Here is a 17,427-nt window from a genome sequence, read left to right as displayed (position 1 = left end):
CAGGCACAACAAGGATTCCAGTCATGGAACACACCGACCACATCCTCATCGTCGACGACGACCGCGAGATCCGCGAGCTCGCCGGCAACTTTCTGCGCAAGAACGGCCTGGACGTGACGTTCGCCGCGGACGGCCGGCAGATGTGGGCCCAGCTGGAAAAAGGCACCTTCGACCTGATCGTGCTGGACATCATGATGCCCGGCGACGACGGCCTGGTCCTGTGCCGGGAGCTGCGCGGCGGCAAGCACCGCCGCGTTCCCATCCTGCTGCTGACGGCCCGCAGCGACGACATGGATCGCGTGCTGGGCCTGGAAATGGGCGCCGACGACTATCTGACCAAACCCTTCGTCGCGCGGGAGCTGCTGGCCCGCATCAAGGCGGTGCTGCGCCGCACCCGCATGCTGCCGCCCAATTTCCAGGTCACGGAATCGGGCCACCAACTGCGCTTCGGCGACTGGTGCCTGGATACGACGGCGCGCCACCTGCTCGACAAGGAAGGCACCATCGTCTCGCTCAGCGGCGCCGAGTACCGCCTGCTGCGGGTCTTCCTTGACCACCCCCAGCGGGTCCTGACGCGCGACCAGCTGCTCAACCTCACGCATGGCCGCGAGGCGGACATGTTCGGCCGTTCCATCGACCTGCTGGTCAGCCGCGTGCGCCAGCGCCTGCGGGAAGATGCCCGTGAACCCGCCTTCATCAAGACCGTGCGCAGCGAAGGCTACGTCTTCTCGTCGGCGGTGGAAGTGGTGGAAGCCTGACGCGCCATGTCCCTGCAATCGTTGTCCTTGCGCGCCTGGCCGCGCACCCTGGTCGTACGGCTCTTCCTGATCTTCGTGGTGGGGCTGGTGGCGGCCCACGCCTTGTCCTTCTCATTGCTGTTCTACGAGCGCTACACCACCACCAAGATGATGATGCTGGGCGACCTGGAGCGGGACGTCGGCATCGCCATGGACGTCCTGGACCGCCTGCCCGCGTCGGAGCGGGCGGCCTGGTACCCGCGCCTGACCAACGGCAACAAGCTATACCTGCCCGGTCCGGCCACGGTGCATCAGCCCCTGACGTCGGCCGCGCAACAGACCGCCGCTCAAGCCATCCAGGATGCCCTGGGCGACCGGCGTCCGCTGGCCATCCTGGCCGACAGGGACGATCCCCGCCATATCCAGGCGCAGGTCACGCTGGGCGATGGCAGCACCGCCGTGCTGGACATCCATCTGCAAATGCCCGCGCTGGCGCTGTGGCTGCCGGTGGTATTGGGCCTGCAACTGCTGCTGCTGGTCGGCTGCGCCTGGCTGGCCGTGCGGCTGGCGGTGCGACCCTTGACGCGGCTGGCCCAGGCCGCCGACGCCATCGACCCGAACCAGAAGCCGCCCCCCGTGCCGGAAAACGGCCCGCGCGAGGTCGCGCGTGCCGCCACCGCTTTCAACGCCATGCAGCGCCGCATCGCGTCGCACATGGCCGAGCGCATGCAGATGCTGGGTGCGATCTCGCATGACCTGCAAACGCCCATCACCCGCATGAAGTTGCGGGTCGAAAGCATGGACGACAGCAGCGACCGCGACAAGCTGGAACGCGACCTGGACGAAGTCGGCCGCCTGATCCGCGAAGGCATCGATTACGCCCGCAGCGCGCACGGCAGCCAGGAGCAGGAAGCCCGCGTCGATCTGGGCGCCTTCGTGGAAAGCCTGGTCTACGACTACGAAGACACCGGCCGCCAGGTGACGCTGGCGGGGCAGGAGCCCCTGCCGTGGGCGACACGTCCGCAAGCGCTGCGGCGCGTGTTGAGCAATCTGATCGACAACGCCATCAAGTTCTCCGGCGCGGCCGAAGTGGAGATGCAGCGTAACGGCGACGATAGCGTGTCCTTGCGCGTCCTCGATCGTGGCCCGGGCATTCCCGCGGACGAACTGGACGCCGTCTGCGAACCCTTCTATCGCGTGGAAGCTTCGCGCAATCGGGAAACCGGCGGCACCGGCCTGGGGCTGGCCATCGCCAAGCAATTGGCCTCCGCGCTGGGAGGCCAATTGATCCTGGCCAACCGCCAGGGCGGCGGCCTGGCGGTCGAGCTAAGGCTGACGCGTCTGGCCTGAGCTCCCCGCATCCTCGGAACCCTCAGAACCGGTAGCTGACGTTGATCAGGCCACTGTTCTGGCGATTGCCTTCGCCATACTGGCCCGCATAGGTCAGGCTGACCTTGGTGCTGCGGGTCACGGCCACCTCCGCGCCCAGTTCCAGGGCCATCGCGTCCCGCGCGATGGCGGCGCCCGCCACCGAGTAGGACGTATCGCTACCCTGCAAGGCCAGGGTCGTATGCGGCTGCACGTCGCCGAAAGCATGGCGCCAGCCGACGGTGGCGCGCAGGGTGCCCGCCATGTCGCCGACCTGGAAGGCCGTGCTGGCGTGCAGGCCCAAGGTGGTGGTGGTCGTCTGGTTGCGGTTGCTGGCGCCGTCCAGCGCCGCGCTGCCGCCCGATTCCGAGAAACTGCGCAGGCGCATGTCGCTCCAGCTGGCGCCGACGAAAGGTTCGACGCTGGCGCCTTCGGTGACCGGCAATTTGTAGCCCAGTTCGGTGAACAACTGGGCGGTGCTGCCACCGTAGCTGGACGTGAGGGTCTGGTTGATGGTGCCGACATCGACGCCCCGCCTGGTGTCCAGGTCGTGCCAGGTGTAGGCCCCACCGCCGCTCAGGCGGATCTGCCCAGGGCCGGCGGCGAAGGCCTTGCCGCCGTACAAGGTGGCGGTATAGCTGTCTACGTCCGCCTTGGAGTCGACATCGTGCGTGCTCAGGTGGCTGCCGGTGTAGCCGACCGCGCCGCCCAGGCGCAGGCCGTTGCCGACATCGCGGTCGGCGCCGATGAACACGCCGCCGTCGGTGGCCGACGTCTTGGCGACGCCGTCGCTGCCGCCCACGGTGTTCCAGTTGCCGAAGACCTGGACCCAAACCGGATACGCACCGGAGGTCGGCAGCGATGATGCATCGCCAAGGCCCAGGTCCGCCGTCGGCCGGCCCGCTTGCATGCCGGCATCCATATTGGCGCGCAGATGCGACAGCGGCAGATCGACCGCCGTGGTGGCGACCGATTGCAAGGCGGTGACGCTGCTGGCATGCGCCTCGCCGGACAGCAGGTTGAAGGCCTTGGCCGCATCGCCGTTGGCCAGGGTGACCACTTGCTGATACAGGGAGCTGGACAACGGCAGGCCGTCCAGTGACCGGGCCACGGCGCGCTGGTTGCGGGTCACCCCCAGGCTGGCGAAGGACGTGTCGTTACGCTCCAGGGTCAGGTCGACGTCGGTACTCGTGTAGGACAAGGTCGGCGTCAGGAACGCGTAGTTGGATTGCACGGTATCGAAGGTACCGCTCAGATCGCCGTCCGACGTGAGAATCGTATAGCTGCGGAAGGGGGCATAGTTGCCGTCCGTGCCGACGTGGACCACCGAGCCGGCCAGCGTGGTCAGACCGGTGACGTGGACGAGGTCGCTGCTCGTGCTCGTGGGATCGGCCTGCACGGTATAGGTCGAGCCGGACGAGAACGTGAGGTCGCCGTCCACCGTCAGGGTGCCGATGCTGCTTGCGCCGGCTGCCGTCATGGCGCCGGGGGCAAGGGTCGCGCCGCTGGCCAGGGTGGTGCTGCCCACCGTGCCGGTGCCGGCCAAGGTGCCGCCGCTACTGACGCCGACAGCGCTGGCGACGGAGCCGTTGACGACCAGCGTGCCGCCGCTATCGACGGTGGTCGCGCCGGTGTAGGTGTTGGTGCCCGTCAACGTGGTGGTGCCGGCGCCGATCTCGACGCTGGCCAGGTTGCGCAGCGCGTAGTCGTAGGTGAAAGCATTGCCCGCGCCCGGCGCGATGGTTACGGTGCTCGTGCCCGTTCCGCCATCGATGTCGCCGATGATCTGCGCGCTGCCGCCCAGCACCTGCAGGCTGCTGTTGCTGCCGCCGAAGTTGATGGCCAGGCCGCTGCTGTCGGCCTTGATGGTGCCGTAGTTGACGATGCTGGTTCTGGTGACGCCGGTGTCGATGGCGGCCGCGGTCGCGCCGCCGCCTTCGATCAGGCCGCCGGCCAGGTTGGTGATGGTGACGGTGTGCGTGGTGGCGCCGCCCGTGATGGCGATGGCCGAGTCCGACTGGCCGCGGATGGTGCCGCTGTTGGCGATGACGCTGTCCGCGTAGATGCCCTGAGCGGGGAAATTGGTGGTGGTGCCATCGTCGTTGTCGATGTGGTCGATGCCGGCCAGGGTGATGCCGCGGCCGAGCCCGCCATCGACGTTGTCGCCTTCGATCAGCCCCGAGTTGACGATGGTGCCGCCCCCCACCGTGACGCCTTCGCTGACGTCGTTGAGCGACTGCTTGCTGATGATGGTGCCGGTGTTGACCAGATGCACGATGCCGTCCACGTCCACGCCGTCACCGTCGCCGGTCACGCCGTTGCCGATGATGGTGCCGCGGTTGTTGATGGTGGCGACTGAAGTGATGCCGTCGATATTGATGCCGGAACCGTCCTGGCCCTCGATGGTGCCGCCCAGGTTGTTGGTGACGGTGATGGCGAAGGACACGCTGTCGTCCGCCGCGCCACCGGTGATGCCATGGCGGGAGCCGATGATGCTGCCCGTGCCGGCGGCGACGTCGCTGCCGTTGCTGGCATTGATGATGACCACGCCGCTATTGGTCTGGGCGTCGATCCCGTCGTTGGATTCCGTGCTGTAGATGGACTGGATCAGGCCGTCGTTGTAGACCAGACCGTTCACGCCCGGCCGCACGGCGTCGGCATCGAAGGCCTCGATGATGCCGGTTGACAGGTTGCGCAGCACGTTGCTGCCGGTGGTGATGGCGTTCCAGTCGATAGCCTGGCCGCCCTTGGTCGTGTTGTTGCCCGAGATGATGGTGCCGGCGTTGGTCAACGTGACGTTGCTGTTGCCGACGTTCATCTGCATGGCATCGTCGGTGGTGGCCTGGATCAGGGCGCCGACCCCGTTGGTCACCGTCAGGGTCAGGCTGCCGGTGTTGTCGCGGATGGCGCGTTTGCCGGTGGACAGGATGGTGCCGTTGTTGGTGATGGTGGCGTCGCCCGTGACGGAGATCGATACCCCGGATGTCTGAAGCGTGCCGCCTTGCTCGACCGTGCCCGTGGTGCCGGTGGTCAGCGTCTGGTTGCTGGTGTTGGTGGAGCCTGTGGTGACGTCGAAGGTCCCGCTGGGCGCGGCATTCGCCGCTCCATGGTGCAGGAGGACGGGCAATGCGGTGGCGATGGCGAGGGACAGACGGGAAAAGGCGAGACGTTTCATACGTTTTGGCGCTTTGTCGTGGAAGTTGGCAAATAGCCGCGGATTCTGGGTACCCCATATGTCATTTAGGTGACTGTGAAAATACGGTGAAAAAAAGGCCTCACGAAGCTGAATTCGTGAGGCCTTCGAGGAAATAAAACGCTTTAAATCAGGGGCTGGCAATCACATGTGATAGCGCACCGTCAGCATGGCGTTGCGGCCATCGCCGTAGACGCTGTAGAAGTTGCCGGGCGGACGGATGTAGTAGTCGCGGTCGAAGATGTTGTTCAAGGCAATCGACACGTCGACGTTACGGTTCACCTGGTAGCCCACGGTGGCGTTGAAGATGGCGTAGCCGCCCTGCGTCACGCCGCGCGAGATGGCGCTTTGCGCCAGCATGCCGCCGCCCACGCTGACGTTCTGCAGGGGACCGTCGGTGAACTTGTACTTGGTCCACAGCTTGAACAGGTGCTTGGGATCGGTGCCGTCGGTCAGGTCGGGGGTGTCGTTGTCGAACTTGGTGTTCAAGTACGTATAGCCGGCATAGACGTTCCAGTTCGGCGTCGGCTGGCCATTCACTTCCAGCTCGATGCCCTGGTTCTGCGCCTTGCCGCCGGCGATGCTGCCGATGGCATGGTCGGGGTCGCCGATCGCGCGGTTCTTGTCCTTGATGCGGAACAGCGCCACGGTGGTGCTCAGGCGGTCATCGAAGAAGGAGTTCTTCACACCCACCTCGTATTGTTCGCCCGTGCGGGGCGGCAGCAGCGCGCCGGTGTAGTCGGTGGCCGTCTGCGCCGTCATGAAGCGCGAGAAGTTCGCGTAGGCGGTGGTCGACGGCGTGATGTCCCAGACGAGTCCGGCGGACGGCAGGAACTTGTGGTTCACGTTCGCGATGGTGTTCCAGCTCGGGTCATCCGACAGCAGGCTCTTCGAACGTTCCCGCAGGAAGGCTTCGCGCGCGCCCAATACCAGGGTGACCGGATCGGCCAGCTTGATGCGGCCCTGCGTGTAGAAGCTGTATTGCTCCATCCGGTTCTTGGCGTCGTAGGTAAACGGCACGCTGACTTCCGGCACCTCGTTCGGGTCGTAGAGGCTGAACAGGCCGCCGGGGTAGGGGCCGTCCAGCGACACGAATCCCGACTTGCTGCGCTGGTTCACCTGGGCGTAGTTGAAACCCGCCGTCAACGTGTGGGTCAGGCCGAAGGCATCGACGGGGCCCGACACGTGCGAGTCGAAGCCCGCCCAGTTGGTGGTCGTAAGCTGGCGCTGATCGCCGAAGTAGGCCAGGCCGTCGGCCGTGGCCGCGGGGCCGGAATAGGCATACTTGGCGCTGGAGCGGGATTCGCGGTAGAACGCCGTCGTATCCCAGGTCCAGCCGTTGTCGAAGCGGTGCGTCAGGTTGGCGTTGGCTTCCCGCATCGACAGGTAGGAGTTGTTCCAGTCGGGGCTGTAGTTGTCGCTGTACGAACCCGGCACACGGCCGACCAGCGCCGTGCGGGTGTCGTTGATGACGCCGCCCGCGCCGTAGTCCAGGCCGGTGATCTTGGTCACTTGATAGCCGGCCGACAGTGACACGGTGGTGCGCGGCGAGAAGTCGTAGTCCAGCGCGACATAGCCCATGCCGTTTTTGTTGCGCGTGACGTCGACGGATTGCTGCGAGTTATTGCCCGCCACCACCGCGCGGCCGCGCAAGGTGCCGTCCTGGTTCAGCGGGCCGCCCACGTCGAAGACCTGGCGCACGCCGCCGAAGGTGCTGACCTGCGTCTCGCTGGAGAAGTGGAAAGCATCCTGCGGGCGCTTGCGCACCAGGTTGACGGTGCCGCCGGGCTGGCCCAGCGCGTCGTCGGTCACGCCGGCGGGACCGCGCAGCACTTCGACGCGGTCATACATGGCCATGTCGAACTGCTGCTGGTACTGCAGGCCGTTCATGATGGACACGCCGTCGAACTGGATGCCCATCTGGTTGCCGCGGGCGCGGTAGTAACCAGTGCCGTCGCCGTAGTCGACGGACCCCACGCCGGTGACGTAGCGCAGCCCTTGCTGGATGGTGGCGATGTTCTGGTCGTCCATGCGTTCCCGCGTCAGCACGGACACGGACCCCGGGATCTCCTTGATCGGCACGGGAATCTTGCCCACGGTGGCGGTGGTCGCGGCGTAGGAGCCGCTGCCTTCGGTGGTGCCGTCCAGGGATGTGCCGGTGACGCGCACATCGGGAAGCGTGTTGCCGGACACCGGCGCGGGGCGCAGCAGATAGCCGCCGTTGTCCTGGCGCGCGGCTTCCAGGCCGCTGCCGGCCAGCAGCGCGGCCAGCGCGGCGGTGGGCGTGTAACGGCCACTGAGACCGCGGGTCGTCTTGCCGTTGGTCTGATCTTCCGTGAAGGTCAGCAGCATATTGGCCGAGCTGGCGAGGTTGCGCAGCGCGGGCGCCAGCGGACCGGCGGGAATGGTGTAGCTTCGCGTCGCGGCTTGGGTCTGTTGCGCGGCGGTCTGCGCCAGCGCGGTGGCCGGCAGGCCCGTATACAGCGCCACGCCGCAAGTGGCCGCGGCGATGGCCTGGACCAGGCTGCGTGGCTGGAGTGCCCGCTGGAGCACCGGCGCGGGCTGCTGGTGTTGGCTACGGATAGGTGCGCGGCGGCGACCGACGATCGTCATGAATTCCCCATGGGATGGAAGTTGGAAATGAAGTCCTCATGGGATATGTGCAGCGAGAAAGCGGATCGGGCAGGCCAAACGCGAATGATTTTCAAAAATATTTGTAACGAGGGGGATGCCAGCCGCGGCGCGGCTCAGGACACGGCTTCGACGGTCACCCAATAGCGGGTGCGCTGGTGAACCCGTACCGGCAGGACCTTGGTCAGCATGTCCAGGATGCGGTCGGTGTTTTCCAGCGGGAACACGCCGGACACGCGCAGGTTGGCGGCGGCCGGGTCGCAGCGCAGGAAGCCGGACCGATAGCGGCCCAGCTCGGCGAGGAAGTCGGTCAGGCGCAGGTCTTCCGCGACGATCTGGCCGCGCGTCCAAGCCAGGTCGCGGTCGGCGACGGGCAGGGTGCCGTCGATGGCGCGGCGCGTGAAGGTGGTCCGTTCGCCTGCGCGCAGGATGCGGGGCTGCGCGGTGGCCTCCGCCGCTGTGATCTCCACCGCGCTTTCCATCACGGCGACCGCGCTGTAGCCGTCGTCCTGGCGCACCATGAAGCGGGTGCCCAGTGCGCGGATGCTGCCTTCGCCGGTCTGCACGATGAAGGGCCGGGGATCGGGTTTGCCATCGACCAGTTCGTGGCCGGTGATGATCATGACTTCGCCAGCCACCAGGCGGACCAGACGGCGCTGGGCATCGAATTTCACGTCGATGGCGCTGTCGGTATTGAGCAGGATGCGGGTGCCGTCGCTCAAGGCCACCGCGCGTTGCTCGCCGGTGCGGGTGCGATAGTCGGCCGTGGCCTGTTGCCAGGTCTGTGTCCGCGAGGCAAGCAGCGCGGACGTGCCGATGGCGCCGCCCCACAGCAGCACGCGCAGGGCTTTGCGGCGGCCGGCGGCGCCCGCTGTGTTTGCCGCCGCCGTGCGTGCCGCGTAAGGCGACAGTGCCTGGTAGGCGGCGCGTGGTTGCATGGCGGACAGGCGCTGGGTCACGGTTTCGATGTGGCGCCAGGCCAGTTCATGTTCGGGGTCGGCGGCGCACCATTGTTGCCAGCGCTGGCGTTCGGCTTCGGTGGTTTCACCGGACATCATGATCGTCAGCCATTCGGCCGCGGCGTCGGCGGTGGCATCGCTGATCGGCTGACCGCAGGCCATGGGGCGCGGGGACGCGGAGGCCGCGGTCAGGCTGGCGGCGGCCGGCGTTGGCCGGCGGTCGGTCGGCGCCTTGCGTGGTGCCGTGGATGGCGGGTTGGACGGCGAATTGGACGGCGCGTGGGACGGCGTGGGCGTACAGGAAGTCGGCATGGAAGGGGCGCGGCCTGGCGTGGACGGGGCTGTGGTCTTGCTTGACCTTAGAAGGCCAGGGCGAACAGGCACTGCCGGTTGGCGCGCGTCAGGTACTGCTTGACGGAGCTGGCGGACACGCCCAGGCGCGTCGCGATGTCGGCGTAGCTCAATTCTTCCAGGTGGGCGAGCAGGAAGGCTTCTCTCACCTTGGGCGGCAGGTCGTCGAGCACGCGGTCGATCTGTTGCAGGGCCTCCAGGGCCAGCAGCCTGGCTTCAGGGGAGGGTGCGAATTCCTCCGGCAGGTTGGCCAGCATGGTCAGGTAGCTGGTTTCCAGCAGATGCCGGCGATGGCGGTTCGCGACCAGGCGGCGGGCCACGGTGACTAGGAAAGGGCGCGGCTCGCGGATGGTTTCCATCGCCCCGGCCGTCATGACGCTGACGAAGGTGTCCTGGGCGACGTCGGCGGCGTCGAAGCTGTTGCCCAGTTTCTTGCGGAGCCAGCCGAAGAGCCAACCGTGGTGGTCGCTATACAGCGTATGCAGATCGTGCTGCGCGGAGAGGTCGGCGGATGGCATCGGGCAGCCGCGGACTTGCGGCCCAGATCTAGGGAATAAGAATGGTTATCGTTTATAACCCGGGCAACGCCGCTTACGCAATATCCCCGCCACGCGGCCCGCACCCGCTGCGCGGTCCCCACCCGCTGCGCGGGCCTCTCCCGCTGCGCGGGCCTCTCCCGCTGCGCGGGCCTCTCCCGCTGCGCGGGCCTCTCCCGCTGCGCGGGCCTCTCCCGCTGCGCGGGCCTCTCCCGCTGCGCGGGCCTCTCCCGCTGCGCGGGCCTCTCCCGCTGCGCGGGCCTCTCCCGCTGCGCGGGCCTCTCCCGCTGCGCGGGCCTCTCCCGCTGCGCGGGCCCCGGCCAAGAGGCCCCCCGGAAAGAGGGGCCTCCACCACCACCGGTGGGGGTTAATTCAAAAAGTCTTAAGATTGCGTAGATTCACGGTCAGTTGCTTTATCTTCCCTGGAGGTAATGCCATGCCTAGTACCATAATTGCAGCGGTCGTCGAGAAACTGGGACAGCCGCTGGTCCTGCGACAGCTACCGATTCCCGCCCCCCGCCGCGGCGAGATTCTGGTCAAGACCGAAGCCTGCGGGGTCTGTCATACCGATCTGCACGCCGCCAAGGGCGACTGGCCCGTCAAACCCTCCCCCCCATTCGTTCCCGGCCATGAAGGCATCGGCCGCGTCATCGCGGTGGGCGAGGGCGTCACCACGGTGAAGGAAGGCGACCGCGTCGGCGTGCCCTGGCTGTACTCCGCCTGCGGTCATTGCGAGTTCTGCCGCAAAGGCTGGGAGACCCAATGCGACACCGCGGAATACGGCGGCTATACGCGTAACGGTGGCTTCGCCGAATACATCCTTGCCGCGGCCGACTACGTCGCCCGCATACCCGATCGTGTCGACCCGCTGCAGGCCGCGCCCATCGTGTGCGCCGGCATCACCACCTACAAAGGCGTCAAGGAAACCGAAGCCCGCCCTGGCGAATGGATCGCCATTTCCGGCATCGGCGGCCTGGGCCACCTGGCCGTGCAATACGCCAAGGCCATGGGCCTGCATGTGGCGGCGATCGACGTCGACGACGGCAAGCTGGAACACGCCAAACAACTGGGCGCGGACCTCGTGTTCAATGCCAAAAACGGCGATCCCGCCGCGGCATTGAAGAAGGAAATCGGCGGCGGCGCGCATGGCGTGCTGATCACCGCGCCGTCGATTCCCGCGTTTCACCAGGGCGTTGCCATGACGCGAAAGTTGGGCACCTGCGTCCTGGTCGGCCTGCCGCCCGGCGATTTCCCCACGCCCCTGTTCGACGTCGTGCTCAACCGCATCACCATCCGCGGTTCCCTGGTCGGCACGCGGCAGGACATGGTGGAAGCCTTGTCCTTCGCCGCGGAAGGCTCGGTCAAGGCAGACATCGAGCTGGCGCCGCTGTCCGACATCAACACCGTGCTCGATCGCCTGGAACACGGCCAGGTCGCGTCGCGAGTCGTGCTGGACCTGCGCGACGGCGTCAAAGCCTGACGCGGCTGCCATCGACGCCCGCCCCGCGGCGCGGGCGTCGATGGTGTCTTACACCGGAATCGGATCGGCGACGACCGCGGCGTTGAAGCCATTCACCAGGGCGTGCTCGTTGGGACCGGGGTTGGCGCGGAAAGCCTGGACCGCTTCGACGATGACTTCTTCATCGTCACCCCCCAGCTTCGCCATGGTCTGTTCGATGAACGCGTCCAGGGGCATGGCGCGCGGGTCGCCGCTTTTCTTGATCAGGTCGGTATCGACCCACGGCGGCGCGATTTCCTGCACGCGCACGTTGGTGTCGCGCAGCATGAAACGCTGCGACATGGCGTACGAATGCAGCGCGGCCTTGGACGCCGAGTACACCGCGGTCGAAGCCAGCGGCACATAGGCCAGCACCGACGTGTTGTGAATGATGGTGGCGCTGGGCTGCTGCTTCAGGTGCTCGATCAGCGCCGAGGTCAAACGGATGGGACCCAGCAGGTTCGTATCCAGAATCCCGCGCGAGACGGCATCGTCGATCCTGCCGGCGGCATCGTCGAAAGGCATGATGCCGGCGTTGTTGATCAGCACGTTCAGCGTGGGGTAACGCGCAATCAGCGTGGCGGCCGCGGTGGCTATGCTGGCCGGGTCCGCCACGTCCATTTCGATGGCCCCCATGCCGGGGTTGGCGGCGGTGACCGCGTCCAGCAAGGCCTTGCGGCGTCCGCCGATGATCACGGTATTGCCCAGCTTGTACAGCGCTTCGGCAAGCGCGCGGCCGATGCCGGAGGTGCCGCCGGTGATGAGGATGGTGTTGCCGGTGAGTTTCATGATGGATTCCTGGAGTTCGGCGAGCGGTCGCCGCGAAAAGTTGACAGACGAATCTTAGGCAGCCTTGCCAATATCTCAAATGACGTATATGGTCGTGTTTTAAGACATGGTCAGGACGATTACGGACATGCACAAGATCGGCTACCTGCTCAAGGACGGTTTCCAGCTGATGTCGCTGGCGACCCAATCGGTTTTCGAGTTCGCCAATCTGGTGGTGAATAGCGACTTCTACGAAATCGGCTACTACTCGCTGCCGGGCGGCAATGTGCGCGCCTCCACCGGCATGCCCGTGGGCACCGCCAAGGTGACGCCGGCGACCCACGCGGACACGTGGATACTGAGCGGCGTGCTCAATCCGATCGAGCAGCCGTCGCTGCCCAAGGAGCGCGCGTTCGCGCACGAAGCCATGCGGACATCACGCCGGGTGGCCGCCATCTGCACGGGGGCTTACACGCTGGCGGAAGCGGGTTTGCTGGCGGGACGGCGCGCCACCACGCACTGGTTGTACGCGGACGCGCTACAGGCGCGTTATCCGGACATCCAGGTGGAAAGCGATCGCATCTACATCGTCGACGGCCCGCTGTGGACCTCCGCCGGCATGACGGCGGGATTGGACCTGGCGCTGGCGATGGTGGAAAAGGACCTGGGACCGGATGTCGCGCGCGGCGTGGCCCATAAACTGGTGATGCATCAGCATCGTTCCGGTGGCCAATCCCAGCATTCGGAAATGCTGGATCTGGCGCCCAAGTCCGACCGCATCCAGAACGCCTTGAACTACGCGCGCAAGAACCTGGGCAAGCCGCTGACGGTGGAGATACTGGCCGAGCACGTCAACCTGAGCCCGCGCCAGTTCAGCCGCATCTTCACCACGGAAACCGGACAGTCGCCCGCCAAGGCCATCGAAGGATTGAGACTGGAAGCCGCGCGCCTGATGGTGGAACGCAGCCTTCATCCCATGGAGGTGATCGCCCGCGAGACCGGCTTCCGCGACCGGCGCCATATGCGCGAGGTATTCATCCGCGGTTTCGGCGTGCCGCCTCAGTCGCTGCGGCGTGAGGCGCCGCCCACGCTCAGCGCGTGAACCCCGGGCGCTTGAACCCTCAGCGCCTGAACCATTTGATCGACAGTATGCAGGCGACCAGCAGCAGCAGGCCCGCCACGGCGGCGAGCAGCGCGCTGATCTCGGTGTCGCGCCGCTCCAGGGAGAAGCGGGTGGTGAGGTTGCTGTAGACCTTGGTCAGGTCGCCCGCCGAGCTGGCCTGGTAGTACTCGCCGCCGGTCAGCTTGGCGATGGCGCGTAGCGTGGTTTCATCCAGCTGCATGAAATAGGACCAGCCATCGGGGCCGCTGCTGCTGCTCGATGTGGCGCTACCACCGCCGGCTTGGGGAGTGCCGAAGCCCACGGTATAGACCCGCACGCCGCGCTTGGCGGCCATGCGCGCGATCGCCATGGGGTCGGGCCCCGTGGTGCGGCGGCCGTCGGTAAGCAAGATGATCGCACCATTGCGATAAGAGCCCGGCTCGGCGGGCGGCTTTTCCTCTTCGCGCTTGCGGGCGGCTTCGATCGGTCCGGCCTTGCCCAAGGGCGCCGCCGTCGCGCCCAATCCAAAACTGGAAAGAGGATCGTTCAACAACAGCGCTTCCAGGTCCGCGCGTTCGGCGGGCAGCAGGGTCGACAGCGCGACGATCAATCCGCTGCCGGTGGCGGTGCCCGTCTGCAATTCGAAGCGGTCGATGGCATCGAGCATGTCGCGATGATCTTCCGTCGGCGGCTGCACCACCGTGGCCGACGCGGCGAACGACACGATGCCCAGTCGCACGCTGGACGGCAGGCCGTCGACGAAATGGCGCGCCGCTTGCTGCGCGGCGGTCAGGCGCGTGGGTGTCACGTCGGCGGCTTCCATGCTGCGCGAGACATCCATCGCCAACACCAGGGTCAAGGTATCGGCGGGCAGCGTCACGGTGGCATTGGGCCGTGCGCAGGCAAGAAGGGCGACGCCCAACGCCAGCCAGCACAGCAGCGGCGGGATATGCCGGCGTAATTTTTGTGCAGGCCCCACCGCGGTGCGTGCGAGCGCAAGGTTGGGGTAAACCACGACAGCGCGCTTGCGCCGCTTCAGGGCATAAAGATATGCCGCCGCCAGCAGAGGAAGTGCCAGCAGCAGCCAGAGTAATTCCGGCCAGAGAAACCGCATGTCGTGCTCCTTGGCGGGTCGGTAGGACGATGGTACTTTAGAACCACGACGGGACGGAACTCCGGTGGCAACCATGAAACGAGTTGCGCGTTACGGATGGGTGGCGGCGGCAGTCGCTCTGGTTTTCGTTGCAGGCCTGGGCACTGCCTGGCTGATGCAACCGCGTTTGCGCACGCTCACGCAGGACGACATCGATGCCGCCGTGCTGCACACCTTGCAGACCAAGCGCCTGCCTTCGCGCCCGGCGCGCGCCGCCGAAGCCGTACGGGCTTCCGTCGTTGAAATCATCGCTTACCCGAAGGCCGCCGAAAAGAAGGCACAGGTGTTGCCCGACGGCGACAAGAAGCCCGCTCCGGATGGGCAAGCCCCCGGCGGCACGGACGACAAGAGTGCGGGAAAACCCGAGCCACAGGCGAAAGCGGATCCGCAGCCTGGCGCTCAGCCCGACCCCCAGCCGCAGGCGCCCGCCGCGGCCGCGCCGCAGGCCGATGCTTCGGCCCCGGACAAGCCCGACGCCAGCAAGCCCGACGCTGAAAAACAAAATGCGGATAAGCCTAAAGGCGACGGCCAAAAGGCCGACAAGGCGCGCCCCGACAGCAATCGCGCGGACAACGAGAAAGCCAAGGAGCACGCGAACAAGGGCGACAGCGCCGATGACGAGCGCGTCAATATCGGTTCGGGTGTTGTTATCACGGATCAAGGCGTCATCCTTACCAATTATCACGTCATCGCCGGCGCGGCCAGGCTCAAAGTCAGGTTCTACGACGGCCACGAATCCGACGCGGTGGTGGTCGGCGCCCAACCCGAAAAAGATCTGGCCGCCATCAAGGCCAGTTCGCTGCCGGACGATCTGCCGGCGGCCACCTTGGGCTCCAGCCGAAATCTGGCGCCGGGCGATGAAGTGGTCGCGGTGGGATTTCCTTTCGGCATCGGGCCTTCCGTTTCGTCAGGCGTGGTTTCCGGGCTGGACCGCGAGTTCGCGTCGGAGGAGCGGCAGCAGAGCCTCGACCACCTGATCCAGTTCGACGCGGCCGCCAACCCCGGGAATTCCGGCGGCCCCTTGGTGAATATGAATGGCGAAGTGGTGGGCATCGTGACGGCGATCCTCAATCCCACGGAAGCCAAGACTTTTGTCGGCATCGGCTTTGCCACCACGATAGAAAGCGCGGGCAATGCCGTGGGAATTTCACCTTTCTGAAGGCGGAGGACTATGAACCAACCGATCATGGGCGCGGCGGACAGCGCCAATCTGATGGAACGCCTGCTGTACGAGGTGAAACGCATCGTCGTCGGCCAGGACCACTTCCTGGAGCGGGTGCTGGTCGCCATCCTGGCGCGCGGCCACCTGCTGGTGGAAGGCGTGCCGGGCCTGGCCAAGACCTTGACCGTCAATACCCTGGCCAAGACCATGCGGGGCTCGTTCAAGCGCATCCAGTTCACGCCCGACCTGCTGCCGGCGGACCTGGTGGGCACGCGCATGTACAACCAGCGCACGGGCGAGTTCTCCACCGTGCTGGGGCCGGTGTTCGCCAACCTGCTGCTAGCCGACGAAATCAACCGGGCGCCCGCCAAGGTGCAAAGCGCCTTGCTGGAGGTGATGCAGGAACGCCAGGTGACCATCGCCGGCGAGACGCATCCCGTACCCACGCCGTTCCTGGTGATGGCCACGCAGAATCCCATCGAGACCGAAGGCACCTATCCCTTGCCCGAGGCGCAGATCGACCGCTTCATGATGAAGGTTCTGGTGGGCTATCCGAGCGAGGGCGAAGAGGTGGTGATCGTCAATCGCGTGACGGGGCCGCGCATCGATGTGAATCCGGTGGCGATGCCTGAGCAGCTGGCGTTGCTGCAGGACGAGTGCCGGCGCGTCTACGTCGATCCGCAGTTGATCCAGTACGCCGTGCGCGTCGTCGCGGCGACACGCACGCCCGCCAGCTGCGGGCTGGCGGACATGCAGCGCTACGTGACGTACGGCGCCAGCCCGCGCGCCAGCATCGCCCTGATCGAAGGCGCGCGTGCCCTGGCGTATCTGCGGGGACGCGACTACGCGCTGCCGGAGGACGTGGTGGACCTGGTCCCGGACGTACTGCGGCATCGGCTGGTGCTGTCGTACGAGGCTCTGTCCGATGGCGCCAGCGCTGATCAGCTCATTGGCCGCATTTTGCAAGCCTTGCCGGCGCCCGAGCGCCCATTGGAAAGCCATGTTCGGGTTGCGGCGGGCTGAGCGGCGCGCGGCTGCGCCTCCCATCAAGCCGGGACCGGCTGCCAACGATGGCGCCGGGCAGGCGGAGGCTTTGCTGCGGCGCCTGGAATGGACCGTCATCCGGCGCCTGGACGGCTTGCTGCAAGGCGACTACCGCACCTTGTTCCGTGGCTTCGGCCTGGACTTCGCCGACTTGCGCGAGTACATGCCGGGCGATGACGTGCGCTATATCGACTGGAACGTCACGGCCCGGCTGCAGACGCCGCATGTGCGCGAGTTCCAGGAGGACAGGGAGATCGCCGCGTGGTTCCTGCTGGATCTGAGCGGCTCGGTCGACTTCGGCTCCGGCGCCATCCGCAAGCGCGCGCTGCTGAGCGATTTCACCGGTGTGATGGGACGCCTGCTGACGGGCCATGGCAATCGCGTGGGCGGCATGCTGTATGGAGGCGGCGCTACGCGACCCGCCGTGTTGCCGGCGCGGGCCGGCCGGCGGCATCTGCTGCATCTGCTCGACAGTATGCGCGGCACCGCGGCTATGGAGCGGGGTGAAACGCGCCTGCACGATCTGCTGGACCACGCGCGCGGCGTATTGAAGCGGCGCTCGGTGGTTTTCGTGGTGTCGGACTTCATCAGCGAGCCGGGCTGGGAGCTGCCATTGGGCCTGCTCAGCCGTCATCACGAAGTGATCGCGGTGCGCCTGTCGGATCCGCTGGAAATGGCCTGGCCGGATTTCGGCATGGTGGTGCTGGAAGATGCGGAAACGGGCGACCAATTGCTGGTCGACACGCATGACGCCGGTTTCCGGCAGCGCTTCAGCGCGGCGGCCGACGCCCGCGAGGCAGCGCTGAAGCAGGCCTTCGCGCGCAGCGCCGTGGATTGCCTGACCTTGACCACGGCGGACCGGATGGATCTGGCGCTGCTGGATTTCGCGCGGCGCCGCAAACGCAGGTGAAGTACCGATAAAGAA

General features: G+C 66.5%; 13 protein-coding genes. 7 read left to right on the top strand and 6 right to left on the bottom strand.

Annotation, left to right across the window (positions count from 1 at the left end):
• Positions 1 to 23: 23 nt before the first annotated feature.
• Together ASB57_RS16440 and ASB57_RS16435 are read left to right on the top strand one after the other, a co-directional pair.
• Positions 24 to 758 (top strand): response regulator, encoded by a 735-nt coding sequence (locus tag ASB57_RS16440; protein ID WP_057653196.1) that lies wholly within the window; start codon positions 24 to 26, stop codon positions 756 to 758.
• A 6-nt stretch (positions 759 to 764) separates the two neighbouring features.
• Positions 765 to 2,087, top strand: a complete 1,323-nt coding sequence (locus ASB57_RS16435; RefSeq protein WP_057653195.1) for an ATP-binding protein — start codon at positions 765 to 767, stop codon at positions 2,085 to 2,087.
• Positions 2,088 to 2,109: 22 nt separating this feature from the next.
• Here the strand turns inward: ASB57_RS16435 and ASB57_RS16430 are convergent, their stop codons facing one another.
• The 4 genes from ASB57_RS16430 to ASB57_RS16415 all read right to left on the bottom strand — a co-directional run bounded on the left by ASB57_RS16430 (position 2,110) and on the right by ASB57_RS16415 (position 9,757).
• Positions 2,110 to 5,280 (bottom strand): autotransporter domain-containing protein, encoded by a 3,171-nt coding sequence (locus ASB57_RS16430; RefSeq protein WP_057653194.1) that lies wholly within the window; start codon positions 5,278 to 5,280, stop codon positions 2,110 to 2,112.
• A 162-nt stretch (positions 5,281 to 5,442) separates the two neighbouring features.
• Positions 5,443 to 7,911, bottom strand: coding sequence for a TonB-dependent receptor (locus ASB57_RS16425; RefSeq protein WP_082621654.1), 2,469 nt, complete (start codon positions 7,909 to 7,911; stop codon positions 5,443 to 5,445).
• Positions 7,912 to 8,045: 134 nt separating this feature from the next.
• A complete protein-coding gene (locus ASB57_RS16420; protein ID WP_231755173.1) occupies positions 8,046 to 9,200 on the bottom strand; it encodes a FecR domain-containing protein in 1,155 nt (384 codons plus the stop codon).
• Between the two features lie 47 nt (positions 9,201 to 9,247).
• Complete coding sequence (locus ASB57_RS16415; protein WP_057653192.1) at positions 9,248 to 9,757, bottom strand: sigma-70 family RNA polymerase sigma factor; 510 nt, start codon at positions 9,755 to 9,757, stop codon at positions 9,248 to 9,250.
• 454 nt (positions 9,758 to 10,211) lie between these two features.
• On the opposite strand from ASB57_RS16415, the gene adhP reads away from it, so the two are divergent.
• Positions 10,212 to 11,255, top strand: a complete 1,044-nt coding sequence (gene adhP / locus ASB57_RS16410) for an alcohol dehydrogenase AdhP (RefSeq protein WP_057653191.1) — start codon at positions 10,212 to 10,214, stop codon at positions 11,253 to 11,255.
• Positions 11,256 to 11,303: 48 nt separating this feature from the next.
• Here the strand turns inward: adhP and ASB57_RS16405 are convergent, their stop codons facing one another.
• Positions 11,304 to 12,062, bottom strand: a complete 759-nt coding sequence (locus tag ASB57_RS16405; RefSeq protein ID WP_057653190.1) for an SDR family oxidoreductase — start codon at positions 12,060 to 12,062, stop codon at positions 11,304 to 11,306.
• A 127-nt stretch (positions 12,063 to 12,189) separates the two neighbouring features.
• Between ASB57_RS16405 and ASB57_RS16400 the strand changes: the two genes are divergently transcribed.
• Positions 12,190 to 13,143, top strand: coding sequence for a GlxA family transcriptional regulator (locus ASB57_RS16400; protein WP_057653189.1), 954 nt, complete (start codon positions 12,190 to 12,192; stop codon positions 13,141 to 13,143).
• Positions 13,144 to 13,162: 19 nt separating this feature from the next.
• On the opposite strand, the gene ASB57_RS16395 is transcribed toward ASB57_RS16400, so the two are convergent.
• A complete protein-coding gene (locus ASB57_RS16395; protein WP_057653188.1) occupies positions 13,163 to 14,257 on the bottom strand; it encodes a VWA domain-containing protein in 1,095 nt (364 codons plus the stop codon).
• Between the two features lie 73 nt (positions 14,258 to 14,330).
• Between ASB57_RS16395 and ASB57_RS16390 the strand changes: the two genes are divergently transcribed.
• The 3 genes from ASB57_RS16390 to ASB57_RS16380 are packed head-to-tail and all read left to right on the top strand — an operon-like array spanning position 14,331 to position 17,412.
• A complete protein-coding gene (locus tag ASB57_RS16390) occupies positions 14,331 to 15,455 on the top strand; it encodes a S1C family serine protease (protein WP_057653187.1) in 1,125 nt (374 codons plus the stop codon).
• Positions 15,456 to 15,467: 12 nt separating this feature from the next.
• Positions 15,468 to 16,481, top strand: a complete 1,014-nt coding sequence (locus ASB57_RS16385; RefSeq protein ID WP_057653186.1) for a MoxR family ATPase — start codon at positions 15,468 to 15,470, stop codon at positions 16,479 to 16,481.
• Positions 16,459 to 17,412: a DUF58 domain-containing protein gene (locus ASB57_RS16380; protein ID WP_057653185.1), complete on the top strand. Its 954-nt coding sequence runs from the start codon at positions 16,459 to 16,461 to the stop codon at positions 17,410 to 17,412. The genes ASB57_RS16385 and ASB57_RS16380 overlap by 23 nt, the downstream gene beginning before the upstream one ends.
• The last annotated feature ends 15 nt before the right edge of the window (positions 17,413 to 17,427 follow it).

Origin of the sequence: Bordetella sp. N, from assembly GCF_001433395.1 — a bacterium.
Classification (GTDB): domain Bacteria; phylum Pseudomonadota; class Gammaproteobacteria; order Burkholderiales; family Burkholderiaceae_B; genus Bordetella_C.
This window is presented reverse-complemented; position numbering and strand designations above follow the sequence as displayed.

Excerpts from the sequence above, each read along its gene's own strand:
- ASB57_RS16440 (WP_057653196.1), top strand. The coding sequence starts at position 24 with ATGGAACACACCGACCACATCCTCATCGTCGACGACGACCGCGAGATC.
- ASB57_RS16435 (WP_057653195.1), top strand. The coding sequence starts at position 765 with ATGTCCCTGCAATCGTTGTCCTTGCGCGCCTGGCCGCGCACCCTGGTC.
- ASB57_RS16430 (WP_057653194.1), bottom strand. The coding sequence starts at position 5,280 with ATGAAACGTCTCGCCTTTTCCCGTCTGTCCCTCGCCATCGCCACCGCA.
- ASB57_RS16425 (WP_082621654.1), bottom strand. The coding sequence starts at position 7,911 with ATGACGATCGTCGGTCGCCGCCGCGCACCTATCCGTAGCCAACACCAG.
- ASB57_RS16420 (WP_231755173.1), bottom strand. The coding sequence starts at position 9,200 with ATGCCGACTTCCTGTACGCCCACGCCGTCCCACGCGCCGTCCAATTCG.
- ASB57_RS16415 (WP_057653192.1), bottom strand. The coding sequence starts at position 9,757 with ATGCCATCCGCCGACCTCTCCGCGCAGCACGATCTGCATACGCTGTAT.
- adhP (WP_057653191.1), top strand. The coding sequence starts at position 10,212 with ATGCCTAGTACCATAATTGCAGCGGTCGTCGAGAAACTGGGACAGCCG.
- ASB57_RS16405 (WP_057653190.1), bottom strand. The coding sequence starts at position 12,062 with ATGAAACTCACCGGCAACACCATCCTCATCACCGGCGGCACCTCCGGC.
- ASB57_RS16400 (WP_057653189.1), top strand. The coding sequence starts at position 12,190 with ATGCACAAGATCGGCTACCTGCTCAAGGACGGTTTCCAGCTGATGTCG.
- ASB57_RS16395 (WP_057653188.1), bottom strand. The coding sequence starts at position 14,257 with ATGCGGTTTCTCTGGCCGGAATTACTCTGGCTGCTGCTGGCACTTCCT.
- ASB57_RS16390 (WP_057653187.1), top strand. The coding sequence starts at position 14,331 with ATGAAACGAGTTGCGCGTTACGGATGGGTGGCGGCGGCAGTCGCTCTG.
- ASB57_RS16385 (WP_057653186.1), top strand. The coding sequence starts at position 15,468 with ATGAACCAACCGATCATGGGCGCGGCGGACAGCGCCAATCTGATGGAA.
- ASB57_RS16380 (WP_057653185.1), top strand. The coding sequence starts at position 16,459 with ATGTTCGGGTTGCGGCGGGCTGAGCGGCGCGCGGCTGCGCCTCCCATC.